Origin of the sequence: Namhaeicola litoreus (assembly GCF_042679565.1) — a bacterium.
Lineage (GTDB): Bacteria > Bacteroidota > Bacteroidia > Flavobacteriales > Flavobacteriaceae > Namhaeicola > Namhaeicola litoreus.
On the sequence record NZ_JBHTMY010000002.1, the window covers coordinates 92139 to 117461 of the forward strand.

General features: G+C 35.3%; 26 protein-coding genes. 7 read left to right on the top strand and 19 right to left on the bottom strand.

Annotated elements, in window-relative coordinates; translation table 11 throughout:
* Window positions 1-3: 3 nt before the first annotated feature.
* Genes ACFQ39_RS02275 through truB form a run of 3 tightly spaced genes read left to right on the top strand, consistent with a single transcriptional unit; the run spans window position 4 to window position 1772 of the window.
* On the top strand, window positions 4-252 hold the full coding sequence (locus ACFQ39_RS02275; RefSeq protein ID WP_377176014.1) for a DUF3098 domain-containing protein: 249 nt from the start codon (window positions 4-6) through the stop codon (window positions 250-252).
* 19 nt (window positions 253-271) lie between these two features.
* Window positions 272-1066 (top strand): undecaprenyl-diphosphate phosphatase, encoded by a 795-nt coding sequence (locus ACFQ39_RS02280; protein WP_377176017.1) that lies wholly within the window; start codon window positions 272-274, stop codon window positions 1064-1066.
* Between the two features lie 7 nt (window positions 1067-1073).
* Window positions 1074-1772: a tRNA pseudouridine(55) synthase TruB gene (gene truB, locus ACFQ39_RS02285; RefSeq protein ID WP_377176018.1), complete on the top strand. Its 699-nt coding sequence runs from the start codon at window positions 1074-1076 to the stop codon at window positions 1770-1772.
* Here truB and ACFQ39_RS02290 read toward each other — a convergent pair.
* From ACFQ39_RS02290 to ACFQ39_RS02300, 3 genes are read right to left on the bottom strand one after another with little or no spacing between them, the layout of a single operon-like run.
* Window positions 1758-2222: an ABC transporter ATPase gene (locus ACFQ39_RS02290; protein WP_377176021.1), complete on the bottom strand. Its 465-nt coding sequence runs from the start codon at window positions 2220-2222 to the stop codon at window positions 1758-1760. The genes truB and ACFQ39_RS02290 overlap by 15 nt on opposite strands.
* Window positions 2223-2816, bottom strand: a complete 594-nt coding sequence (locus ACFQ39_RS02295; RefSeq protein ID WP_377176024.1) for a thioredoxin family protein — start codon at window positions 2814-2816, stop codon at window positions 2223-2225.
* Between the two features lie 46 nt (window positions 2817-2862).
* A complete protein-coding gene (locus tag ACFQ39_RS02300) occupies window positions 2863-3807 on the bottom strand; it encodes an NAD-dependent epimerase/dehydratase family protein (RefSeq protein ID WP_377176026.1) in 945 nt (314 codons plus the stop codon).
* A gap of 104 nt (window positions 3808-3911) precedes the next feature.
* Between ACFQ39_RS02300 and ACFQ39_RS02305 the strand changes: the two genes are divergently transcribed.
* Entirely contained in the window at window positions 3912-4511 is a 600-nt protein-coding gene (locus tag ACFQ39_RS02305; RefSeq protein WP_377176029.1) for a hypothetical protein, read from the top strand.
* A gap of 63 nt (window positions 4512-4574) precedes the next feature.
* Here the strand turns inward: ACFQ39_RS02305 and ftsZ are convergent, their stop codons facing one another.
* The 12 genes from ftsZ to ACFQ39_RS02365 all read right to left on the bottom strand — a co-directional run bounded on the left by ftsZ (window position 4575) and on the right by ACFQ39_RS02365 (window position 17846).
* A complete protein-coding gene (gene ftsZ, locus ACFQ39_RS02310) occupies window positions 4575-6458 on the bottom strand; it encodes a cell division protein FtsZ (protein ID WP_377176031.1) in 1884 nt (627 codons plus the stop codon).
* Between the two features lie 37 nt (window positions 6459-6495).
* Window positions 6496-7809: a cell division protein FtsA gene (gene ftsA, locus ACFQ39_RS02315; RefSeq protein WP_377176034.1), complete on the bottom strand. Its 1314-nt coding sequence runs from the start codon at window positions 7807-7809 to the stop codon at window positions 6496-6498.
* Between the two features lie 3 nt (window positions 7810-7812).
* Complete coding sequence (locus tag ACFQ39_RS02320) at window positions 7813-8541, bottom strand: cell division protein FtsQ/DivIB (protein WP_377176036.1); 729 nt, start codon at window positions 8539-8541, stop codon at window positions 7813-7815.
* An 87-nt stretch (window positions 8542-8628) separates the two neighbouring features.
* Window positions 8629-9720, bottom strand: coding sequence for an undecaprenyldiphospho-muramoylpentapeptide beta-N-acetylglucosaminyltransferase (gene murG / locus ACFQ39_RS02325; protein WP_377176038.1), 1092 nt, complete (start codon window positions 9718-9720; stop codon window positions 8629-8631).
* Window positions 9704-10912: an FtsW/RodA/SpoVE family cell cycle protein gene (locus tag ACFQ39_RS02330; RefSeq protein WP_377176040.1), complete on the bottom strand. Its 1209-nt coding sequence runs from the start codon at window positions 10910-10912 to the stop codon at window positions 9704-9706. The genes murG and ACFQ39_RS02330 overlap by 17 nt, the downstream gene beginning before the upstream one ends.
* Before the next feature lie 6 nt (window positions 10913-10918).
* Window positions 10919-11467 carry a hypothetical protein gene (locus ACFQ39_RS02335; RefSeq protein WP_377176043.1) on the bottom strand — a complete coding sequence of 183 codons (549 nt, stop codon included), beginning with the start codon at window positions 11465-11467 and terminating at the stop codon, window positions 10919-10921.
* A gap of 9 nt (window positions 11468-11476) precedes the next feature.
* Window positions 11477-12712, bottom strand: a complete 1236-nt coding sequence (gene mraY / locus ACFQ39_RS02340; RefSeq protein ID WP_377176045.1) for a phospho-N-acetylmuramoyl-pentapeptide-transferase — start codon at window positions 12710-12712, stop codon at window positions 11477-11479.
* 2 nt (window positions 12713-12714) lie between these two features.
* Window positions 12715-14172 carry a UDP-N-acetylmuramoyl-L-alanyl-D-glutamate--2,6-diaminopimelate ligase gene (locus ACFQ39_RS02345; protein WP_377176047.1) on the bottom strand — a complete coding sequence of 486 codons (1458 nt, stop codon included), beginning with the start codon at window positions 14170-14172 and terminating at the stop codon, window positions 12715-12717.
* A 4-nt stretch (window positions 14173-14176) separates the two neighbouring features.
* A complete protein-coding gene (locus ACFQ39_RS02350) occupies window positions 14177-16153 on the bottom strand; it encodes a penicillin-binding protein (protein WP_377176049.1) in 1977 nt (658 codons plus the stop codon).
* A 1-nt stretch (window position 16154) separates the two neighbouring features.
* Window positions 16155-16481, bottom strand: coding sequence for an FtsL-like putative cell division protein (locus ACFQ39_RS02355; RefSeq protein WP_377176051.1), 327 nt, complete (start codon window positions 16479-16481; stop codon window positions 16155-16157).
* A 5-nt stretch (window positions 16482-16486) separates the two neighbouring features.
* On the bottom strand, window positions 16487-17386 hold the full coding sequence (gene rsmH, locus ACFQ39_RS02360; protein ID WP_377176053.1) for a 16S rRNA (cytosine(1402)-N(4))-methyltransferase RsmH: 900 nt from the start codon (window positions 17384-17386) through the stop codon (window positions 16487-16489).
* Complete coding sequence (locus ACFQ39_RS02365; RefSeq protein WP_377177524.1) at window positions 17373-17846, bottom strand: division/cell wall cluster transcriptional repressor MraZ; 474 nt, start codon at window positions 17844-17846, stop codon at window positions 17373-17375. Before ACFQ39_RS02365 ends, rsmH begins: the two co-directional genes overlap by 14 nt.
* A 222-nt stretch (window positions 17847-18068) precedes the next feature.
* Here ACFQ39_RS02365 and ACFQ39_RS02370 point away from each other — a divergent pair, with 222 nt between their 5' ends.
* Both ACFQ39_RS02370 and yihA read left to right on the top strand, forming a co-directional pair.
* Window positions 18069-18848: an alpha/beta fold hydrolase gene (locus ACFQ39_RS02370; protein ID WP_377176055.1), complete on the top strand. Its 780-nt coding sequence runs from the start codon at window positions 18069-18071 to the stop codon at window positions 18846-18848.
* Window positions 18849-18858: 10 nt separating this feature from the next.
* Entirely contained in the window at window positions 18859-19464 is a 606-nt protein-coding gene (gene yihA / locus ACFQ39_RS02375) for a ribosome biogenesis GTP-binding protein YihA/YsxC (RefSeq protein ID WP_377176056.1), read from the top strand.
* Window position 19465: 1 nt separating this feature from the next.
* On the opposite strand, the gene ACFQ39_RS02380 is transcribed toward yihA, so the two are convergent.
* Window positions 19466-19954 carry a c-type cytochrome gene (locus ACFQ39_RS02380; RefSeq protein WP_377176058.1) on the bottom strand — a complete coding sequence of 163 codons (489 nt, stop codon included), beginning with the start codon at window positions 19952-19954 and terminating at the stop codon, window positions 19466-19468.
* A gap of 117 nt (window positions 19955-20071) precedes the next feature.
* Between ACFQ39_RS02380 and ACFQ39_RS02385 the strand changes: the two genes are divergently transcribed.
* The gene (locus tag ACFQ39_RS02385; protein WP_377176061.1) at window positions 20072-20770 is read left to right on the top strand and encodes an RluA family pseudouridine synthase; all 699 of its coding nucleotides are present in this window, start codon (window positions 20072-20074) and stop codon (window positions 20768-20770) included.
* 4 nt (window positions 20771-20774) lie between these two features.
* Here ACFQ39_RS02385 and ACFQ39_RS02390 read toward each other — a convergent pair whose 3' ends face one another.
* The 3 genes from ACFQ39_RS02390 to ilvA all read right to left on the bottom strand — a co-directional run bounded on the left by ACFQ39_RS02390 (window position 20775) and on the right by ilvA (window position 25263).
* Window positions 20775-22208: a carbohydrate porin gene (locus tag ACFQ39_RS02390; RefSeq protein WP_377176064.1), complete on the bottom strand. Its 1434-nt coding sequence runs from the start codon at window positions 22206-22208 to the stop codon at window positions 20775-20777.
* Between the two features lie 89 nt (window positions 22209-22297).
* Window positions 22298-23911: an NADP-dependent glyceraldehyde-3-phosphate dehydrogenase gene (locus ACFQ39_RS02395; RefSeq protein WP_377176066.1), complete on the bottom strand. Its 1614-nt coding sequence runs from the start codon at window positions 23909-23911 to the stop codon at window positions 22298-22300.
* Between the two features lie 101 nt (window positions 23912-24012).
* Complete coding sequence (gene ilvA, locus ACFQ39_RS02400; RefSeq protein ID WP_377176068.1) at window positions 24013-25263, bottom strand: threonine ammonia-lyase IlvA; 1251 nt, start codon at window positions 25261-25263, stop codon at window positions 24013-24015.
* Window positions 25264-25323 lie beyond the last annotated feature (60 nt).

Sequence of the window (25323 nt, forward strand, 5' to 3'; positions counted from 1 at the left end):
ATAATGGCTAAAAACGATTCAAAAAACACCACTGAATTCTTATTTGAGAAAAAAAACTACCTCATCATGATAGTTGGAATTGCCATTATTTTATTGGGATTTGGTTTAATGATTGGTGGAGGAAGTGACGATCCAGAAATTTTTAACGAAGAGTTATACAGCTTTAGAAGAATCCGATTAGCACCTACTTTGGTTATAATTGGTTTAGGCATCCAGATTTATGCTATTTTCGCCAAACCCAAAAAAAGCTAAATCCTACTAAGATCTTGTCATGAGTTTTATTGAAGCAATTATCCTTGGTATCATTCAAGGGCTTACTGAGTTTTTACCGGTATCCTCAAGCGGACATCTAGAATTGGCTAAAGCCATTTTTGGCGAAAATTTAGTTCCTGAAGAAAGCCTAACTTTTACCGTGGTGCTTCACTTTGCCACTGCTTTGAGCACCATCATCATATTTAGAAAAGATATTTTTCAAATCTTTAAAGGTTTGTTTCAGTTTAAAATGAATGAAGAATTTCTATTTGCCGTAAAAATTATTATTTCGATGATTCCTGCAACTTTCATCGGTCTTTTCTTTGAGGAAGAAATCGCTTCACTTTTTGGAGATAATATTTTACTTGTAGGATTAATGTTGCTCATAACAGCAGGTTTACTGCTCTTTGCAGATCGAGCAAAAAACACCACAAAACAGGTTACTTTTCAATCTGCATTTATTATTGGTATAGCACAAGCTATTGCTATTTTACCTGGTATTTCTAGATCAGGTGCTACCATTTCAACTTCCGTTTTATTGGGAATAGACAGAACCAAAGCGGCTCGTTTTTCCTTTTTGATGGTGGTTCCATTAATTATAGGAAAAGTTGGAAAGGATATTTTAGGTGGGGAAATTGATTTTACAGGAGAGAAATTTTCTGTGATGGTAGCTGGTTTTATAGCGGCATTTGTCGCCGGACTTTTTGCTTGTCAATGGATGATAGCTCTGGTAAAGAAAAGCAAACTAAGCTATTTTTCAATCTATTGCGCCATTGTTGGTCTCATTGCCATAACTTACGCTCTAATGCAGTAGATAAGAAATGACAGCAGAAGATTTTAAAAACGGTCAAATTCTTTTAATAGACAAACCCTATCAATGGACGTCATTTCAAGTGGTCAATAAATTGCGTTGGGCGATCAAGAAAAAATACGGCCTTAAAAAAATAAAGGTGGGTCACGCTGGAACTTTAGATCCTTTGGCTACAGGTTTGTTGATTCTTTGTACTGGAAGTTTTACCAAAAAAATAGATCAGCTTCAAGCACAAGTAAAAGAGTATACCGGAAGTATTACATTAGGCAGCACAACACCTTCTTATGATTTAGAAACTGAAATCGATAAACATTACGCTATTGATCATATTTCGGATGACCAAATATTAGCAAACACAGTGAATTTTTTGGGAGAGATAGATCAGATTCCTCCTATTTTTTCAGCCTTAAAGAAAGATGGTATCAGGTTATACGAACTGGCCAGAAAAGGTGAAACCACCGAAATAAAACCGAGAAAAATTACCATTTTAGAGTTTGAAATCACCAAAATAGAAATGCCGGAAGTCCATTTTAGAATTGTTTGCAGCAAAGGCACCTATATACGATCTATTGCAAATGATTTTGGCCAAAAACTACAATCTGGTTCGCATTTAAGCAGTTTAAGAAGAACGAAAAGTGGTGATTTTGACGTAAAAAATGCTGTTGACCCCATCAAATTCATAGAAGATTTGCGTTTAGAAGAAATGTGAAATCCAGCTTTCTTCTGCCGGAGTTTCCCAAGCCTCTTCAAATTCTCGTTTTGTATGAACAAAATGGTTAAACACCATGGTACCTCGGGATACACTTTTATTTTTTATCAACTTTTTAAAATCAGGTACTTCTTTACTTTGAATAAATTCGCCTTGTTTAAAAAAGACTTTTACCTTATCAATTAAAGAAATATTATATTTCCTCTCAAAGTTTTGGATTACCTCAATTAATTGATCATTCATCGAGATATCAAAAGTCTGGTCAGATGAAAGTATCACAACAATAAATCTATCGAAAAATAATTTGTAAAAAGATCTTATAGGAAGTTCAGCCAAAAGTGCCGTCATTATTTTATCGACTTCCTCCGTCTCTTCCGGGTAAAATTTTCTATCCCCAGGAAAAATCAAGACTCTCGCATCTTCCTCTAAACCTTCGATATCTACCAACATTTACTTCATTTTTTGTAAAACTTCGACCAATTCTTCTTCAATACTTTGACCTTTATCTTTATTGTACCAGATTTGTAAATCTTCTTTGATCTGACTATCTATTTTTCCGTTTTTCTCCTTGTATTCATTTAATAAAGCTGTCGCCCTTTTAGACCTGGGTCCCCAATGTTCTATCACCTCATTATTCTTATCGAGCACAATTAATTTTGGTATCGATTTACTTCCATTTGTCAAAAACTTCTGCATTAGCGAATCATTCTCGTCTCTTGATACAATTTTTAGGTCTATATTACTATTAAATTCAGCAAATTTATTCAGAACTGGCAAAGATTGTGCTGCATCGCCACACCAAGATTCAGAAAGTACTAACCAAGTAAATCGATTCTCAATTTGAGAAACTTCTTCTTTAGCCCTTTCACCCAGATTGATTTGCTTATCGAGGCGTTTCATACGCTTATCATTTAATCGGTTATAATGCATTAAATCATCCGCACCTTCACCAACTTTAAAATCATTAACAAGACTCTGTATATGGTTTCTATATTCTTGATAATTCATTGCCTTTTGAAGGCTATTTTCAATAATTTCTTTCATAAATATTTTAATTTATCTACCAGTATAGACGTAGTTTTTCAAAATCCTAACGGATAATGAATTGCAATCCTTCTAACATCACTTTTACCATTTTTTCCAGGTCAAAATGGTGCTCCCATCCCCAGTCTTTCCTCGCCTGGCTATCATCAATAGATTGTGGCCAACTATTTGCAATTATTTGTCTAGGATCCTTTTTATAGGTTATGGTAAAATTAGGTATGATCTTTTTTATAGCGAATGCAATTTCTTCAGGTGAGAAACTAATAGCCGATAAATTGTAGGCTGTATATGAATCAAATGGCTTATGTTCCATTAATTTTATAGTTGCGTCGACGGCATCCTCCATATACATCATGGGCAAAGTCGTATCCTTTTTTAGAAAGCTTTGATAAGTCCCGGTTTCTAAGGCACCATAAAATATTTCTACCGCGTAATCTGTTGTACCTCCACCCGGGTTTGTTTTGTAGCTAATAATGCCGGGATACCTTAAAGTTCTCACATCAACACCAAATTTATTTTGGTAATAGGCGCACCAATTTTCTCCTGCTAATTTACTGATCCCATAAACCGTAGATGGATTCATCACGGTAACCTGCGGGGTATTCACTTTTGGGGAAGATGGACCAAAAACAGCAATTGAACTTGGCCAAAACACTTTGTCAATATATTTTTCTTTTGCGAGATCAAGGACGTTAAACAACGTATTCATATTTAATTCCCAGGCTTTCTGAGGGTTTTTCTCTGATATAAAAGAGAGCATGGCAACAAGAAGATATACTTCCTTGATCTCGTGCTTTTTGATGACCTCTAAAATATCCGTCTTATTTGAGGCATCGAGTATTTCAAACGGTCCACTTCTCATCACTTCAAAATTTCCATTTCGAATATCTGAAGCAATCACGGCAGAATTTCCATAAATTTGCCTTAATTTTAATGTTAATTCTGTTCCAATTTGTCCGCTTGCACCGAGAATCAATATTTTATGTTCCATGCTGTTTTTTTATGCAAATATATTTCAATTCTATGGTATTATTTTTAATTGAAATTACTTTGGTAATAAGTATTACACAACAGATAAATTTATCTTAATCATTTATGAAGCATTTAACTTTTCCATCAATATTATTTCTGTTTCTATTTATCTTTCACTTTTCATGTAAAAAAGAGAAGCTTAACAGCAAAGTAGAAACGCCAATTTCAGTTCAGGATTCAACCGATATGGTGCTAAACTACACTATTGCTGAAAAGCTCAATCAATCCGCGGAAAAATTAGTCTCAGATTGGACTGAGTATAAAGATGTGGATAGATTTCTTGAAAACAATGGTTCAAACACAAATGAACAAGCACTATTTAACGCCAAAGAATTTGCCACTTTGACTGAAAAACTCAAAGATACCATTGTCGTAGAAGAAATTAATATTCCTTCCCTAAAAATCCGCCTTAATGTGTTGTACAATGAAGCGCTAAGACTTCAAGATATGTCAACGATTTCAGTTATTACTGGTAAAGAAGTACATCAAGAGAGACAAAAGATATATGATGCTTTTTCGGCAATTAATTTTAAATTGAATAACCTGACTGATCAGGCCAAAATTAATGAGCAATTAAAACAATTTGCAGATGAAATGGTACTTGATACAACCGTAAGAACGAACTTATCAGAACCTGCCTTGGATTCTTTAGATTCACAATAAAAAAATCCGGAAATACATAAGTAATCTCCGGATTTCTCCCACTAACTAAAACTAAAATTTTAACTAATCAACATTGTCGTGTAAAAAGGAATTATTTGATCGAAGTTGAATATCATCATTTTCATCAATTCCTAAGGTATATCTAGATTTATTTTGATGATTATCAGAAGAATGGCTGTTCTCTTTTATATCTACTCCTAACCTTTTATAAGCCGGTTGGTTTTCCATTTCATCAATATTCTTATTGATCTGACTGCTAAATTTATAATTAAAGGTTTTCATTTTTTCTCTCCTCGCATCTGCTCTTTTTCTCAGTTCTTCAATTGTTAAATTAAGCGGAGAGACTTCATCATCTAACATTTCTAAATTTGTTGGAACAACATTAGATATGTTTGTACTTTTAACCTGAATATTCATTTCAAGGTCTTCTTCATCTTCCTTTTTGGAGTTATTTAAAGTTTTTAGTGCCTTTATTTCTGAAGCGTATTCTTCTTCAAATTCCAGCGTATGGCGCACAGGATTAGCAGCAGATTTTATTTCTGGCTTAACTTCTTCTAAATCAATAATTTCATAATCGTTAATCGAGAAAACAGTTTGCGCTGGTTTTTTCGTTTCAAGCGGCATATCGAAAGTGAAAGTAAACTGGTTTTCATTTACTTCCTCTTCCTCCAAAACAGACTCTGTGAGATCATTAATCACAAAATCCTTCCCTTCATTAGGTAATATCTGGGGTGATGCTTGCTGAACTTTAACAGGTTTTATCTCCTCAAATACCACGTCCATTTCATTCAAAAGTTCTTCCTTTTTCAAGTCACTTTGAATGTTATTATCATGCTGTAAAGGCTCCTTTTCCGCGGTGGATTTCGGTACAACAGGGGGATTTTGTTTTACTGTGTTTTCGCTTCTATCCTCAACCAAGGTATGAACTATTTTTTTCGGATCTATACTTTGGATCTGTCTCTCCTGATCGGCATTAAAACCTGTTGCAATAACGGTTACAGCAATGGCATCACCTAGATTTTCATCTTCACCAACACCCATTATAATATCAACATTGGTTCTTGCTTCTGATTGTATATAATCGTTAATTTCTCCAATTTCATCAATGGTTACTTCTGCACTACCCGAGACTATAAGTAATAATACTCTCTTAGCTCCCGTAATTTTATTATCGTTTAGCAACGGTGAATCGAGCGCTTTTGTTATGGCATTTTGAGCCCTGTTATTGCCGGAGGCTGTAGCAGAACCCATAATTGCAGTACCACTGCTTGACAATACGGTTTTAGCATCTTTTAAGTCGATGTTCTGCGTATAATGGTGTGTAATTACTTGGGCTATGCCCGTTGCAGCAGTAGACAAAACTTCATCTGCTTTTGAAAAACCAGCTTTAAAACCGAGGTTTCCATATACCTCGCGCAATTTATTGTTATTGATCACAACCAATGAATCGACATGCTCCCTTAACTTTTCGATTCCTTTTTGGGCTTGTTCATTTCTCATCTTTCCTTCAAAAGAAAAAGGAGTTGTCACAATCCCCACGGTTAAAATATCTAACCCTTTTGCAATTTTTGCAATCACCGGGGCAGCTCCTGTACCCGTTCCACCTCCCATTCCTACGGTAATAAAGATCATTTTAGATCTAACATCTAGCATGGCTTTTATAGCTTCGATACTTTCTACAGCAGCTTCTTCGCCAATACTAGGATTAGCACCAGCTCCTAATCCTTCTGTTAATGTTGCTCCAAGTTGAATTTTAGTAGGCACAGGACTTGTTTCAAGGGCTTGGGCATCGGTATTACATATGACAAAATCGATACCTTCAATGCCTTTACTAAACATATGGTTTACGGCATTGCTTCCGCCACCACCTACGCCAATTACTTTGATCACGTTCGATTGATTTTTTGGTAAATCGAACGAAATTTGTTCAAAATCTAAATTACTCATAACTTTTTCAAGGGATTTACTGGTTTATTATTTTTAATTATTCTGCGTTTTCTAAAAAATCTCTGAATTTTTCAATCCATTTTTCAAAGATGGTTTTTCTCGGTTCTTTTGTAACATTTGGTTTACTTTGGCTTGCTCCTCCCGATTCCATTTCTTTCTTTACCGCAATTTCTGCTTTCGCCTTTTTCTCCTTATCCGCCAGTCCTTTCATTAATAATCCAACAGCAGTAGCGAAGGCCGGGCTAGATAAATCAGTATCACTTGTGCCTGACAAATGTTCATTGGGATATCCAATTCTAGTATCCATACCTGTTGTATACTCTACCAATTGTTTGATATGCTTTAATTGTGCGCCTCCACCGGTGAGTACTATTCCGGCAATTAATTTTTTCTTATTCTCTTCGTGACCGTAATTCTTGATTTCTAAAAAAACCTGTTCTATAATTTCTATCACTCTGGCGTGAATAATTTTAGATAAATTTTTTAGGGTAATTTCTTTTGGATCTCTTCCTCTCAACCCAGGTATAGAAACAATTTCATTATCCTTGTTCTCTCCTGGCCAAGCAGAGCCAAATTTTGTTTTTAGAAGTTCAGCTTGTTTCTCTATAATAGAACAACCCTCTTTAATATCATCTGTGATTACATTTCCACCAAAAGGAATAACAGCGGTGTGCCTAATAATTCCATCTTTAAATATGGCTAAATCTGTTGTTCCTCCACCAATATCGATTAATGCAACTCCTGCTTCTTTTTCTTCATGACTTAAAACTGCTTCTGCAGAAGCCAATGGCTCCAAGGTTATACTCGACAGTTCTAGGCCAGCACTTTTAATACATCTTCCAACATTTCTAATCGATGATACCTGTCCGACGACCACATGAAAATTAGCTTCCAATCTACCACCATACATCCCTATGGGAGTTTTGATTTCTGACTGACCATCCACTTTATATTCTTGAGGCAGAACATGAATGATTTCTTCACCTGGCAGCATCACTAATTTATAAACTTGATTGATGAGCAATTCTATGTCAGATTCATCAATAACCTTTTCAGGACTAACTCTTGTGATGTAATCACTGTGATGTAAACTTCTTATATGTTGACCGGCGATTCCAACAACGACACTTTCGATCTTTTCTCCTGAAATAGATTCTGCTTCTTCAACAGCCTGCTGAATAGATTGAATGGTTTGGGTAATATTATTGACCACACCTCGATGCACCCCCAAACTTTTCGCTCTCCCGGTTCCCAAAACTTCCAATTTATTGTAGGCATCTTTTTTGCCTACCATAGCTACAATTTTGGTAGTACCTATATCTAAACCAACAGCGATGTTATCTTTACCCATAACTTATTTTTTAGAACAAACAATTTGGTTGTCAAATGAGAGGTTGATTGTATCATATTTCTCTAAAATATGATTGGCAATAGCATCTTGATAAAAAGCTTTAAGTTTACTTTTCTTTTTTTCAAAATTATGCATTGATCCAAGTACAATGGTTTGTCCCCCAACTCTAGTGTAGAGTTCAAATTGTTTTATTTCCCCTTTTTTTTGCTTAATTCCAATGATCTGCTTTTGTAAAAAAGGATCATTTTTAATTTTATTCGCCAGCAATGTCAAATCTCCTTCAGCATCTTTTATATCTAGATTAGATATAATTGGCACACGGGAAGAATAATTTCCAGATAACGGCATTTTCTTTCCAAACACATCTAAATAAAAAGATTCCGATTCATTTACCACCCTTAAAACAGGTGTTTTCTGTGTAATTATTGCCCCCAAATGACCTTGCAAAGTGTAAAAAACCTCGGCATTTTGAATCATCGGATTCGATTCAACGGCCATTTCTAATTTATTCAAAAGTAAACTTTCTACAGATTGATTTTCTTGGTTTTCTAAATTTTGTATTAACAATTTATTAACCATTTCATAGGTGATAAATAGGTTTTCACCATTTTCGAATACGACATCAATTTTTTGCATTTTTTTCTTGGCACTTCTTTCCGATGCAAATCCATATAAAAATATGACCACCGCAAAAAGTAGTATTGTAATTATATGAGATTTATATTTTTTCATTTCTTCATGTTATAAAAACTATGGCAATTTTATGATACAAACTAACTCATGAAAATTACCATAGTGATCAAAGTATTTAGCACATTGTTATTTTATTAATTTTTCAATTTCATCGACAATCGTCTTCGTTGCATTAGGCAAAGCCAATTTCTTGATGTTCTCAGACAATTGTTCTTGTAATTTTTTATCATCAATTAAACTGGTTAAAGTCTGATTAAACCCTTCCAATTCACTTTCTTTTAGCATGATGGCCGCCTCTTCTTTTACCAAAGCCAAAGCATTTTTTGTTTGATGATCTTCAGCAACATTTGGTGAAGGAATAAAAATGACCGGCTTACCTACGATGCATAATTCTGAAATAGTACCTGCTCCTGCTCTACTGACAATAAAATCTGAAGCAGCATATAAAAAGTCCATTCTTTTTATAAATGAAAGTGTTGTTACGCCTTCGGTATCATTGTGATGCTTGTATTTTTCGAAATAATAATTACCGGTTTGCCAAAGGATTTGCAAATCCAAATCGAGTAATTGATCTAGATTTCTATTCACCGTTTCGTTAATCTTACCGGATCCTAAACTACCTCCAATTACAGCCAATGTCTTTTTCGAAGGATTTAATCCAAAAGATTCAATGGCCTCTTCGCGTTTTCCATCCATAGAAATTAAATCTTGCCTTACTGGGTTTCCTGTTTTTATGATTTTCTCAGCAGGAAAAAAAGTTTCTAGTCCATCATAGGCTACGCATATTTTTTTAGCTTTTTTTGAAAGCCATTTATTTGTGACACCCGGAAAAGAGTTTTGTTCTTGAATTACAGTAGGAATATTACTGAAATTCGCCACAAAGAGGGTTGGCCCAGAAGCAAATCCTCCTGTTCCTATAACTACATCAGGTTTATATCCTTTCATTATTTTTCTCGCTTCTTTCAAACTCCCTAATAACTTAAAAGGAAAAGAAAGATTTTTTAAAGAAGCACTTCTTTGAATACCTGCCACATCAAGTCCAATTATTTCATAACCAGCTTGTGGGACCTTTTCCATTTCCATACGATTTTTTGCACCCACAAAGAGAAACTCAGCCTTTGGATACCGACGTTTTATTTCGTCTGCAATTGAAATTGCAGGATAAATATGTCCGCCCGTGCCTCCTCCACTCATAATAACTTTAATTGATGGTTTCATGCAAAATATCTAAAGGATTCTCTAATGTTTCATCTTGTTTCTTTTGCATTTCAGCCAGACTTACCTCTGAAGCACTCACACTTAAAATGATCCCTATGGCAAAACAAGTCATCCAAATGGATGTTCCCCCAGTACTGATCAGTGGTAATGGCTGCCCCGTAACGGGTAACAAACCAACCGCAACGGCTATATTTATAAATGCCTGAAAGACTATTGGCATCCCTACTCCAATTGTAAGGAGGGTGCCGAAAACAGTTTTTGTTTTTGTAGCAATGATAAAAATTCTAAACAATAGGAAAAGGTACAAAAGCACAATTGTGATTGCTCCAATTAAACCAAATTCCTCTACTATAATGGCATAGATAAAGTCTGAAGAAGATTGAGGCAAAAAGTTTTTCTGTACACTTTTTCCAGGACCTTTTCCTCGAATTTCGCCAGAAGCAATCGCTATTTTAGCTTTTTCAGATTGATAATTATCTTCACTTTCACCAGAGAAAAAGTTCTCTATTCGATTGTTCCAAGTTTCCACTCTGGTATTCTTCATGGCATCTGGAAAAGCTCTGGCCATTAATATAAAAATTGCCAGTGCTGCTATAGCCATTCCCAAAATATTTAAAATATATTTTATGGGGTATCCACCAACAAAAACCAACAATAAGATCATGCTAAAAGCAATGGCTGTAGTAGAAAAATTAGCAGGTAAAATCAAAATCAAGATTACACCGACAGGAATCCATAAATACAAAAAACTCTCCTTAAACCTAATTTCCTTTTCTTTATTTCTTGCCAAATACCTCGCTACGTACATCATTATCACAACAATAGCTAAGGTCGAGGTTTGAAAACCTACACCTACAAATGGAATTTCGATCCACCTACTCGCATTTGCACCGCCAATTACAGTTCCTTTTGCCAAAGTAAAAATCAACAATAGCAATACAACTGGCATTAACAGAACCGACAAACCGCTGAAATATTTATATGGTATTCTATGAACTGTAAACATAATTACAAATCCGAGAAGCAATAGAACAGCGTGCTTAATGAGATAACCAAAAGTGGTGCCTTTTCCTATAACATAAACTAAATTCGTGCTTGCACTATAGACAGGCAAAAAAGAAAAAATAGCCAAAACGGCCACGATAGCCCAAATGGTTCTGTCTCCTTTTATGTTATCTAACTTTATATTCATAACTGACTATAGACTTCTAACTGCCAATTTAAATTGAGCCCCTCTATCCTGAAAATTTTCAAAATACCTATCACTATTTGTTGATGGCGACATCAATACTGCATCACCATTCTCTGAAATTTTGTAGGCGATCTGTACTGCTTCATGTATAAAAGAACTTTCCACTATATAATCGACTACATTACCAAAAGTGTTTATAATATTCTCATTGTGATATCCTACACAAATTATTGCCTTGACCTTTTCTCTTACCAAAGGAAGTAAAGGCATATAGTCTGCGCCACTGGTATCTCCCTCCACGATCCATACAATGGGCATTTCCACACAATCAATGGAATAAAAAGTAGCATTCACAGATTGCGCTCCCGCATCATTGATATACTGCACTCCGTTAATCTTGTAAACGGACTCCAACCGATGTTCTTCGGTATTATTTACGTCTAAAGATGCTCTTATCGCCTCTTTTCTAACTCTGATTAATTCTGAAACCATGTTCGAAGCTAGTGCATTCTTTACATTAAACTGTTGTTGTACGGCAAATGATGATATACTCATTGGATTGATTTATCTTACTTTTAATGTTAATATTGATAATACGGCTAGAAATATTCCCACAATCCAAAATCTCGTTACGATTTTACTCTCGTGGTACCCCTTTTTTTGATAATGATGATGAAGAGGCGACATCAAAAATATCCTTCTACCTTCGCCATATTTTCTTTTTGTAAATTTGAAATAGCTCACCTGTAATATTACCGACAGATTCTCAGCAACAAAAACACCTGCAATTAGCGGAAGCAGTAATTCTTTTCTCACCGCTATCGCCAAGACAGCTATAATACTTCCAATTGTTAAACTCCCTGTATCCCCCATAAAAACCTGGGCCGGATAAGCATTGTACCATAAGAAACCAACAATTCCGCCAACAAATGCACTTATAAAGACTGTCATTTCACCAGAATTTGGAATATACATGACATTTAAATAATCAGAAAATATAATGTTACCCGATATCCATGCAAAAATAGCCAGAGTCGCCACCATAATTGCCGAAGTCCCCGCCGCTAGACCATCAATACCATCTGTTAGGTTTGCACCATTTGATACCCCAGTGATAATAAATGTTACCATGGCAATAAAAATGATCCATGCATAATCTTCTGCTTTATCACCTAAAAACCACAATAAACTTTTATAGTCAAACTCATTATTTTTTACAAATGGAATAGTTGTTTTGGTTGACTTTTTCTCTGCTGTAAAATTTTTGGTTGGCAGAATTGTTTGCTGTTCAACTTTTACTATAGATGATTGCGGCAGTTTTTCTTTTACCACTACATCGGGATTGAAGTACAGAATGATTCCTACAAGCAATCCTAAGACCACCTGCCCAATAATCTTAAATCTTCCTTTTAATCCTTCCTTATCCTTTTTAAAAACTTTAATATAATCATCCACAAAACCGATGGTCCCCATCCAAAGCGTTGTTATAATCAACAAAATAATGTAGACACTATCTAATTTTGCAAATAGCAAAACAGGAACCAATGTTGCCAAAATAATTATGATACCCCCCATCGTTGGTGTTCCAGATTTTTGCTTTTGTCCATCTAGTCCAAGATCTCGGATCGATTCTCCAACCTGTAACCTCCTTAAGACGTTGATGATTTTCTTACCAAAAATTGTTGAAATCAACAGAGAAAATGCAAAGGCCATGGCAGATCGGAAGGTGATGTATTGAAATAGACCCGCGCCAGACACTTGATAGGTTTCATCTAAATATTTAAATAAATAATAGAGCATTTTTATGATTGATTTAAAAGTTCTTTGGCAATTTTAAAATCGTCAAAATCTATTTTTGTTTTACCCAGTATTTGATACGTTTCATGCCCTTTGCCAGCTATCAAAATAATATCGTTCTCTTCTGCCATTTGACAAGCTGTTTTAATGGCTTGAAATCTATCTGTAATGGTGACATATTTTTTATAATGTTCTGGGGCTACGCCTTGCTCCATATCTTTCAAAATTTCGACAGGGTCTTCTGTTCTTGGATTGTCTGAAGTCAAAATCACTTGATTACTTAATTGCGTAGCAATGGAGGCCATTTTTGGCCTTTTTTCTTTATCTCTATCACCTCCACAACCAACAACCGTTATAACATTTTCATTGTTGGTCCTTATAGAATTGATCGTTTCCAGTACATTTTTTAAAGCATCAGGCGTATGCGCATAATCGACAATGGCGATTACACCTTTTGGTGAAATCGTATATTGAAATCTTCCATCAACGTTTTTGAGCATACTGATTAACCTCAGAACTTCAATCTTTTCGATCCCTAATAAAATAGCAGCTCCATAAATGGCCAACAAATTATAAGCATTAAACTCTCCTATTAATTTGGTATATAGTTCTTGTCCGTCAATACTTAAAACCAATCCGGAAAATTGATTCTCTAAAATTTTACCTTTAAAATCTGCAACGGTTTTTAAAGCATAAGTGTATTGGTTCGCATTCGTATTTTGAAGCATAACCATCCCATTTTTGTCGTCAGCATTTGTCAATGCAAAAGCTTCTTTCGGCAATTCATCAAAAAAACGCTTTTTCACGTCTCGGTATTCTGAAAATGTTTTGTGATAATCTAGGTGATCATGCGTAAGGTTAGTAAAAATTCCCCCTTCAAATACTAGTCCTGCCGTACGGCTCTGATGAATTCCATGAGAACTGACTTCCATAAAACAGTATTCCACATCTTCCTCTACCATTTTAGCTAGGGATTTATTGATGGTGATGGAATCCGGCGTTGTATGTGTTGTTCCAAATACTTCTTTTCCAATTTTAATAGAGATGGTTGAAATTAATCCACTCTTTTTGCCGTCTAACTGAAAGAGATTGTACAATTGCGTAGCAACTGTTGTCTTCCCATTGGTCCCGGTAACTCCAACCAGCTTCAATTTTCGGGATGGGTTACCGTAAAAATTTGATGCAATGATGGCCAGTGCTCTCTGACTATTTTGAACAAGAACATAGGTTATATGATCTAATATTTCTTTTGGAAATTCCTGACAAACAATCGCAACTGCACCTTTACTAATTACCTCATCAATAAAAGTATGGCCATCAAATAATAGACCTTTTTGTGCCACATAAAGAGCTCCTTTTACAATATCTCTAGAATCAAAAGAAACTTGTATAATATCAATTTCGGCAGATCCCTTTATTGATTTTATCTCAACTTGACTTAATATGTCCTTTAAAGATTTCAAACTTTTATGATAATTTGAGTTGAATAACTTTTCCTTTTTCCAATTTTTCTCCTGGCTTAACAGATTGTGATTGCACTACACCAGTGCCTACAACACGCACTTTAAATCCTAAATTTTCTAGCATAGGAACAGCATCCATACCCGCCATTTTTGTAACATTGGGAACGGTTTTTATTGATTTATTTACAGTATTGTAATAGTTTTCAAAACTTTTATTGATTACCTCATTTGAGTCTTGCAAGGTTAATTCGGACTGAATTGGTGTTTCTGCATAAATTTTATGAGCAATCTTTTTAAAGACAGGTCCTGCCACAATATTACCGTAATAGCCAATTTTTTTATTTGGCTTATGAATGACGACTATGCAAGAATACTGTGGATTATCTGCCGGAAAATAACCTACAAAAGAAGATATGTACTTTGGCCCACCTTCTTTCCAATAATCAGTTTGACAGGTTCCTGTTTTGCCCGCCATTGAAAAATTTGGATCATAGATATTTTCAGCCGTACCCCTTTTAACCACATTCTCCATCATCACCTTAACCTTATCAATAGTTTCCTGACTACAAATTTTTGGATTGATTACTTCCTTATCAAAACTGTTTACTGCATTGTTTTGTGATCTTATTTCGCGCACAAATTTTGGTTTCACCATTTCACCATTATTTGCGATGGCATTATAAAAAGTTAAAGTTTGCAAAGGTGTTAAAGACACGCCATAACCATAAGCCATCCATGGTAGCGATAAACCATTCCAACCTGCATCGTTGGGATGAGGAATAATCGGGTTGCCTTCCCCCTTGATTGGCAACCCGATTTTCAAACCCACATTTAAATCCTTCAATCCTTGTACAAATTTTTCCGGTTGATCTTTATAGAATTTATCTACAATTTTTACAATCCCAACATTTGAGGAAACTTCAAAAACTCGTGAAGCAGAAATAACGCCATAACCTTTATGGTTTGAGTCTTTTACTTTTCTTTTATAAAAAGTGATTTCACCCTTTTCGGTATCTACCATATAACCGGTGTCGATTACTTTATCTTCCAGTGCCACCACCATGCCCATTAATTTAAAAGTAGAACCTGGCTCATGAGATTCGTAAACCGCATAATTTCTATCTTCATAATACGTTCCTTGTGTGGTCCTACCCAAATTCGAAATTGCCTTAACCTCTCCAGTCTTTGTCTCCATCACCACAACCGTACCATGGTCAGCTTCAAATTTCTCCAACTGTTCAAGCAAGGCGTGATGAGCAATATCTTGGATGTTCAAATCAATGGTTGTAATAATATCCCTCCCATCAACAGGATCAATTTCATTATTATCGCTGATCGGCTTCCATTGCCCTTTCGCAATTTTCTGCTTTAACCTCTTCCCGTTTTTCCCTCTTAAAAACTCATAAAAGCTACCTTCTATACCCACTCTGCCGCGGTAATCGTCGTAACCAACAGCTCTTTCTGCAATTTTGCCAATAGGATGTTCTCTCACAGTTCGTTGTTCTGTAATTAAACCTCCTTTGTATGGGCCTAATTTAAAAATGGGAAACTTCTTAATTCTTTGGTATTCATTATAGGATAGGTTTCTGGTGATAAATAGGTATCTATTTTTGTTCGCACGGCCTTTACGGATGTAATTCTCGAAATAACTCGGACTTTTCCCTAACATTTTCGAGAGCTCCTTGCTCAAATCTTTAATACCAGACTCAAAATCAGCATCTTTCACACTTACAGGGTCCATTCTAATATCAAATTTTGATACAGACGTAGCCAACAAACTCCCGTCTGCGGTATAAACATTACCTCTGTTTGCAGCGATCTCAAAATTCTTAATGGTGTTTTGCTCTGCCAACTCTACATACTTATCACCCTCAACAAACTGTATTTCTACCAACTTATAAATGATGGCAACTGCAAACAAGAAGAGAAAACCTGCAACCAGGTAGGCTCTATGAAGTATCTGTTTCTGCTCTATTGCCATATTATTCTCTAATAATTACTTTGATTTTTTTTGGAGGATCTATATGGGCATACAAACCTTTTTTCTGCAATTCTTTTATGACTGTAGATTCCATTTTTAATTTCATCAAATCTGATCGAGTAGCCACGAATTTTGATCGCATTTCTTTATTCAAATGTGTTAACTCTGCTATTTTCTGAACCTTCTTATCTGTGCTATGGGCACTACCAATCATCAGCAAAGCCAAGAATGTCAAGAAAATTAGAAAGCTCCAAGTTTTTGAAGCGTCTTCATCGACAAGAAACTTGCCTTTGAGAATTCCATATAATGTTTGTTTGGTTTTTGACATTTCTATTATTTCAACCTTTCTGCTATTCTTAGTTTTGCACTTCTCGCTCTATTATTTTTTTTAATTTCTTTCTCGTCTGGCACAATTAATTTCCCAATGGTTTTAAATGGCTTAGAGAAATTCCCATAAAAATCTTTGATCGGTTCACCTTCTAAAACACCATTTTTCATAAATCTCTTCACCAACCTATCTTCTAAAGAATGGTAGGAAATGACACTTAATCTCCCCCCTTCCTCAAGCAATTCTGGCGTTTGCAATAAAAACTCTTCCAATACTTTCATTTCTTCATTTACCTCTATACGCAAAGCCTGAAAAACCTGTGCTAAAATTTTATGCTCTTTACCAGGTGGTAGAAACTTTTTAAGCGCCTCTGTTAAATCAAAACTTGTCAATATTTCACCATCAATCCTCACCTTCTCAATTTGGCTTGCCATTTGCCTTGAGTTGTGTAAATCACCATATTTAAAAAGAACATTTGCCAGATCTTCACGACTATACTCATTTACAATTCTCTTCGCAGTAAGAGACATCTCTTGATTCATTCTCATATCTAATTCGGCATTAAATCTTGTAGAAAAACCCCTCTCCGCTTCATTAAACTGATGGGAAGAAACACCCAAATCAGCTAAAATTCCATCTACTTTTTTAACACCATGCAATCTTAAATACCTTTTTATATATCTAAAATTTTGGGGTATCAGAATAAATCTTTCATCATCGATCGCGTTCTTTTGAGCATCCTCATCCTGATCAAAAGCAAATAATCTTCCTTGCTCACCTAAACGATTTAAAATTTCTTTTGAATGACCGCCACCACCAAAAGTGACATCTACATATACACCACTTTCCTTTACTGCAAGTCCGTCAACACTTTCAAAGAGCAATACCGGGCTATGATAAGTCATCGTTTTCAAAATTTTGACCACCCATCACATCCTCTGCCAAATCAGCAAAATCAACAGTAGCATCATCAATGGCTTTCTCATAAAGATCTTTATCCCATATTTCGATAATATTTACTGATGATGACAGCACAACTTCATTACTTATATTTGCAAAAGAATGAAGATCTTTAGGGATTAATAACCTTCCGGAAGCATCTAGATCTACCATTTTCACTCCTGCCGTAAACCGTCTTATAAAATCATTATTCTTCTTCACAAACCTGTTTAGAGTATTCACTTTTGCCATTACCTGATTCCATTCCTGCATAGGATATAACTCTATACAAGGCTGAAAAACAGACCTTTTTAAGACAAAACCTTGGTCTAAAACTGCGCTCAATTGCTTTTTGAGAATAACAGGTAGCATCAACCTACCTTTGGCATCCGCTTTACACTCATATGTTCCGATTAAATTTACCACCTGCAAGCAATTATAAGGACAAATATAGCTAAAATTACCACTTTTTACCATTTTTTACCACTTTGTTGATAACTTTATCCACCAAAAAGAAACTTTAATAATTATGAATCTCAGAAAAAGAAGTGTTTATTTTTAAGAAGTATTTGATAGGTTTGACATAAAATTATTACTTTGACACAAATTACATATCTTTGCGAACTACTTAATATGAAGTATTAACCAATGAAATACACCCTTAAGAAGGAAGGTAAGTTTGCCTATTTGGAAGCAGGCGAAGGCATTCCCGTGATAATTTTACATGGCTTAATGGGCCATCTTAGTAATTTTGATGCCACGTTTGATCATTTTTCTAATTTGGGATACAAAATACTCATGCCTGAGTTGCCTATTTATTCGTTACCCTTGCTCAAAACGAACGTAAAAAACTTGTCGAGTTTTGTTAAAAAATTTGCCCAGCACAAAGAATTAGATCAATATATTCTCCTAGGAAATTCTCTCGGGGGACATGTTGCGCTTTACCACACAAAATCGTATCCCGAAAAAGTAATGGGAATAGTGCTCACGGGAAGTTCAGGACTCTATGAAAACTCTATGGGTGAAAGTTATCCGAAAAGAGGAGATTACGAATATATCAAAGCTAAAGCACAAGCCGTATTTTACGATCCTAATGTGGCTACACAAAATATTATTGACGATGTGTATGAGACTCTGAATAACAGAAATAAGTTGATTCGAACATTAGCGATAGCCAAAAGTGCCATCAGACACAATATGGCAGGCGACTTGCCTAAAATGAAACAACCTTCTTGCATTATTTGGGGAAAAAACGATACGGTTACGCCACCCGAGGTGGCTGAAGAATTTCATAAACTTCTCCCCAATTCTGAATTGTACTGGGTAGACAAATGTGGTCACGCTCCCATGATGGAGCACCCAAAAGAATTTAACGAAATCCTCGAAAGTTGGTTGTCTAAATATTTTCCTACTGAATCAAAAGATTAAAAAATAACCTATGACAATTCATCAGGCAGAATTTATCATCAGTAATACAGATGTAAATAAATGCCCCAAAGAGTTATTGCCTGAATATGCCTTTATTGGCAGATCAAATGTTGGTAAATCATCATTGATCAACATGCTTACTGATCAAAAGAATTTGGCAAAAACTTCAGGGAAACCTGGAAAAACCCAATTGATTAATCATTTTTTGATCAATAAAAATTGGTTTTTGGTTGACCTGCCTGGTTATGGTTATGCGAAAGTCTCTAAAAACAAAAGAGATACTTTTCAGCAATTTATTACAGACTATTTCATGAAACGGCAACAGTTGGTTTGCACTTTTGTTTTAGTAGATGTAAGGCATGAACCACAAAAAATAGATCTAGATTTTTTTACCTTTCTAGGTACAAACCAAATTCCTTTTGCCATCGTATTCACAAAAGCTGATAAATTGGGAGGCACTAATCTTAAGAAAAATATTGCGGCATACGAAAAGAAAGTGCTCGAGCAATGGGAGACTATGCCGATCTATTTTATTACTTCAGCCACAAATAAAATGGGAAAAGAGGAAATCTTAACCTTTATAGACCAAGTGAACCATTCTTTGAGCGATGCTTAATTCAATTTTCAGATTTGCCTCGGTGCATTTCTGCTTCATGCTCCTCAAACCACTCAGGTTCTTCCAGATCATTGTCATAAATATATCCAGCGATGACACTCATTTCACTTTTATCAAAACTTTGATAAGGCATCACTTTGAATTTTTTTACGGCACCATACATGAGGGCATTCTTCTCTTTCGGATCCATTGTCCAATTTACAATTGCATTTATAAATGCTTCTCTTTCCGGAAAGGATCTCAAATACCTTCTTTTTACAGCTGCTAAGGGTGGAGCAATTATTTCATCATGTGATTTAGAACTCACTTGATGACAAGCATAACATCTCATTTTCAACAATGCTAAATCTTCATTTTCTACAGGTTTTTCTATTGTTTTTGGTTGATCATTTAAAGCTTTTGACTTGGTCGGCTTTTTACTTTCACAAGACACAGAAATAAACACCGCTAAACCAAATAAAACAAGGTTGAATGAAATATTGTTGCTCATCGACACTAAATTTAAGCTATAACGAAGGTAGAGGTTTTTGAATAAAATTACGCGTCATTTGACATTCAAGTTTTATAAATAATATAGTTTTGTATACCTTTATAACTAAAATAGTTTGTGGATTCCGACAAAAGCGATGTAAATAATTTACAAGTACTACATGAAGATAACCATCTCATTATTATTAATAAACGAGTTGGCGACATTGTTCAAGGAGATAAGACCGGAGATAAACCGCTCAGTGATATCACAAAAGAATATCTAGCAAAAAAATACAGTAAACCAGGGGATGTTTTTTTAGGTGTTGTACACCGATTAGACAGACCTACTTCTGGGGCGGTAATATTTGCAAAAACTTCTAAGGCCTTGGCTAGATTAAATAAAATGTTGGTCGATAAAAAAATTGATAAAACCTATTGGGCTATTGTTGACGGCAAAATATCGGAACCTCAAACCTTAATCCATTACCTTAAAAAGAATCCAAAAAATAACAAAGCTACAGTTTATTCAAACCAAACCGAAGGCGCAAAGCGAGCCGTTTTACACTTAGAAGTTTTAAGGCACTTAGACCGCTACACCCTGCTTGAAATTGATCTAGAAACCGGCAGACATCATCAAATTAGAAGTCAGTTAGCATTTATTGGCCACCCCATTAAAGGAGATGTAAAATATGGTTTTAGAAGACCCAATAAAAATGCAGGGATTAACCTTCATGCCAGAAAAATTGCATTTGTCCATCCTGTTAGTCAAGAAGAAATTGAAGTTGTAGCCCCAACTCCAATCGAAGACACTCTTTGGAATATTAAAGACATTTAAAAATTCAAAAAATCCACCATTCTGCTTTTACACCAAAATAATATCCCCATTCTTTACTTCCTGTAAATTGTAGATAAGGCGAATAAAGGGTTTCTTGTGCGAAATCATTATACCTTGCTACAGATGTCACAAACCTTAGATGTGGTCGTGCCCAAGTATTTCTCTCACCTGTGGGCACGTAAACAGGTGCTACACTTAATTTAACCATGCTTGCCCAAGGATTGTTGCCATCCTTTCTTTGTGAATAATGCAATTCCGTGATTAAATGAAAATAATCATTAAAATAATATTCGTTTCTCGCACCAATCGTTAAATCTACTTTTCGGTTGTAAACCTCACTACCAAAATACGTTGGAGACAAACCATTTGATTGAGCACCTCCTTTACTGTGTGTAAATATAACATATGGGTTTAAAGTATTTTTATTTGAAAAATTAAATACAGCATGATTTACTACAGCCAAAGAATATGCTCCTTTAAAACTCAATGAAACAGTATCTGGTGCTCCAAAAGTTGCATAAGTTCTTGATAAGCCTCCATCACCTCCATTAGCAATTCTAGTGCCATAACGGATGGTAAAATCATTAAAGGAACCTTTCATTTTTTTAAAATCAATATGATGTCTAGCACCAATCACTAAGCCATAATCCGATGGAAAGTTTGTGATCACTTCTAAACTATCTTTTCCTATCTCAATGTTCTTAGAATCTGCATCAGCCATTCTGTGGTATTCTCCCAGTAAGGTAATATGCTGATTATCTTTTACGTGAATATCATGTTCAAATGCAGTAACCAATCTCTGCCTTAAAGCTGCACTAGGTGTACCGGTTTCTATATTCAAGTAAAAATAGGGTGGTAGTGTAGCAGTTGTATCGGTAGAAGATACAAACAAAGCAGTAAACCTGGTCTTCTTAAACTCTATACCGAATCCTTGGCCGGAATGATCATTAAAATAAAAATGATCAGCAATATGTACATCGGCTCCTCTATATAACCTGGATCCAACCCACACATTTACTCCTGTATTTGCAATATTTCGGGCCTCGGCGAATAACTCCGGAAAAGCAAAAGTTAATCCTCCTAAGCTACTCGTAGAACTATTTCCAATGGTTGCTATACTTTTAGAATAAACCGCCAATCTCATTTGGACATTAATAATGGTGTTATCACCCTCTTTGGGTTTCCAATGAAAGGCAGGCGCTATTTCTACATAATCTTGCTCTTCCAATCTCCCTCCAATGCTTCCCATATTGTTCAGATTCAATCTACGGCCAATTGAACCACCATTTTCAAAAGACCAATCAACCCCTACTCTACCATATGAACCAAAGGAGAACTTCTCATTTGTAACGTATTGATATGCAATTTGAGCATTGAGATGGGCAAATAGAAACAGGAATATAAATCCAATTGTAAATTTGTGAATTACATGAGGCACGATTGAAATTTGGTTTGGTTCTTACTCAAATGTAACACATTGAAGACGTAAAAGCAAGACCTATTATGCAAAACCAATCTATACGAGAACTATAATATATAATTTGTATTTACAAAATTCGACTTATTATTATCAAGTAAGTCGTTCAGTATTACCTTATTCAAATTCATGTTTTTGCATGCAACTAGTGTTCTTATTGAAAAGGATCTTAGCGCATCATGCACACTCAGTGTACTTACGGCTGAATCTTTTCTACCTACAAAAGGGTAAACATCAGGTCCACGTTGACATTGACTATTGATATTGACCCGACACACCTGATTAACCATTACATCAATCAAGGGAGCCAAGGTATCTGCGTTTGTACTGAATAAACTCACCTGTTGTCCGTAATCAGAATTTACGATCGCATCAATAGGTTCGTTTACATCTTTGAAGGAAATGATTGGGACTACCGGACCAAATTGCTCTTCTTCAAAAACGCGCATTTTTGCGTTCACCGGATATAAAACTGCCGGAAAAACAAAGCTTCTATCAGTTAATCCTCCTTTAGCATTAATGATTTTTGCTCCATTTTTTAATGCATCATCTATTAGTCCGTTTATATATTCCGGCTTATCAGGTTCTGGTAATGGTGTAAGTTTTACTCCATTTTCCCATGGAAGTCCATATTGCAGAGCTTCAACTTTTTCCACAAAAAGTTTATTGAATTCATCAACCACGTCTTCATGCACAAATAACATTTTTAAGGCTGTACAGCGCTGTCCGTTATAAGATAAAGACCCTAAAACACATTCTTCCACTGCTAATTTCAGATCAGCATCAGGCAAAACAATGGCAGGGTTCTTAGCTTCTAGTCCTAAAACTAATCGCAGCCTGTTTTTCTTAGGATGATGACTTTGCAAGGCATTTGCTGATTTGCTATTACCAATCAAGGCCAAAACATCGATTTTTCCTGTTTTTAAAATGGGTGTAGCCACTTCTCTTCCACGACCAAATAAAATATTCACAACGCCCTTTGGAAAAGCTTCCGCAAAAGCATCCAGTAGCGGAGTGATCAAAAGCACACCAAATTTTGCTGGCTTAAAAACTGTTGTATTTCCCATAATAAGGGCAGGAATAAGCAAACAAAAAGTCTCATTTAAAGGATAGTTGTATGGACCTAGACACAATACAACACCTAGCGGACCTCTTCTAATTTGTGCGTATACATCACTATTCAACTCAAGTCGGGCACTTTTTCTATCTAACTCTTTTAATTCGGCTATTGTATCGTAAATGTAATCTATTGTTCTATCAAACTCTTTTTCAGAATCGGGTAAGGTTTTACCAATTTCCCACATTAAAAAATTTACTACTTCAGTCCTTTTTTGAGCCATCAATTCTGCAAATCGTTCTACGCATTTAATCCTCTCTTCAACACGCATGGTTGGCCAAGTTCCTCTTCCATTATCGAAGGCGGCTAGTGCTGAGTCTAACGCAAGCAGTGCGTCTCTTTCTTTCATTACAGGGATTTTTCCCAATAAGGTTGGTGAATACTCTCCGTTTTGATTTCTGGTTTGAATAGCAGAATAAACTTCAGATGTTTCGCCCTCCCAAATCTTGAGTTCACCGTTTAATAGATAATGTCGATAAGTAAGTCCTTTCTGAAAATCGTGTTTTTCCGGAATTGATTTATTTTCAAAGATATTTTTAAGCTTCATAAAAGTTAATTATTGTATCAAAATTAAGATTATTGTTGGGATTAACACCGCAATTTTGACTAGAATTCATCTCAATTTTTGATTTTAAACAAAATCAAAAATTATATCAAAAATTGAAACAATTGCGGATTTTCATTTAAATATTCACCCATAAAACCCAATTCTTTCATTCGCTTGACCAAGGGGGCAAAATCTTCTTTAAATTTTAGTTCAATTCCCACTACAGCAGCGCTTCTATCGCGATTATTTTTTTTGGTATACTCAAAAAAAGTGATATCATCATTTGCTCCCAGAACATTTACAACAAATTCTTTTAGGGCTCCTGCTCTCTGTGGAAACGGAACAATAAAATAGTGTTTTAACCCTTCAAAAAGCAAGGCCCTTTCTTTAATTTCTTCCATTCGGGTAATGTCGTTATTCCCACCGCTAAGCACACAAACAACATTTTTCCCTTTTATTTCCTTTGAAAAATAATCTAAAGCAGCAATAGATAAGGCACCTGCAGGTTCTGCAACAATTGCTTTTTCGTTGTACAATTTCAACAAAATAGAACAGATTTTTCCTTCAGGAATAGTGATTACTTCATCTATCCCATTCTGGCATATAGAGAAAGGAAGATCTCCGATTTTTTTAACCGCTGCTCCGTCTACAAATTTATCGATGCTGTGCAATTCCGTGTTTTTCTTGTATTTTAAACTCGTTTTCAGAGAAGGAGCGCCCTCCGGTTCTACACCAATAATTTTTGTTTTTGGGCTGAGCTCATTGAATACACTAATGATTCCTGATACTAAACCTCCACCGCCAACAGGTACAAAAATATAGTCGATTGGCTCATTCATATCTTGTAAGATTTCAAGCCCTACAGTACCCTGTCCTGCAATTATTTTTTCGTCGTCAAAAGGATGTACAAAATCGATTTGCTGAGATTGACTATATTCTAATGCAATCGCATAGGAAGCATCAAAAGTATCTCCATACAATTTAATTTCCACATTGTCTTTTCCAAAATACTCTACCTGATTAATCTTTTGCTTGGGTGTGGTAGTTGGCATAAAAATCACACCAGAAATACCTAAAAAATGACAGGCTTGTGCAACACCTTGTGCATGATTTCCTGCACTTGCACAGACTACAGTTTTGATAGATTTATTTTCTGCCAAATATTTTATTTTATGAAAGGCACCTCTTATTTTATACGAACGAACACGCTGTAAATCTTCCCTTTTGAAAAAGATATTCGATTGAAATCTTTCGGAAGAATTCAACATTTTTTCCAGAGGTGTATGTTTAACAAGATCTTTGATCTTGTTACCCGCTTCTATAATTTCTGTGATAGGTATATTTGAACTCATTTTAATAAAAAATTCACCGATTCTGACAAGCTAGAAATCGGTGAATTATCAAAAAACTAA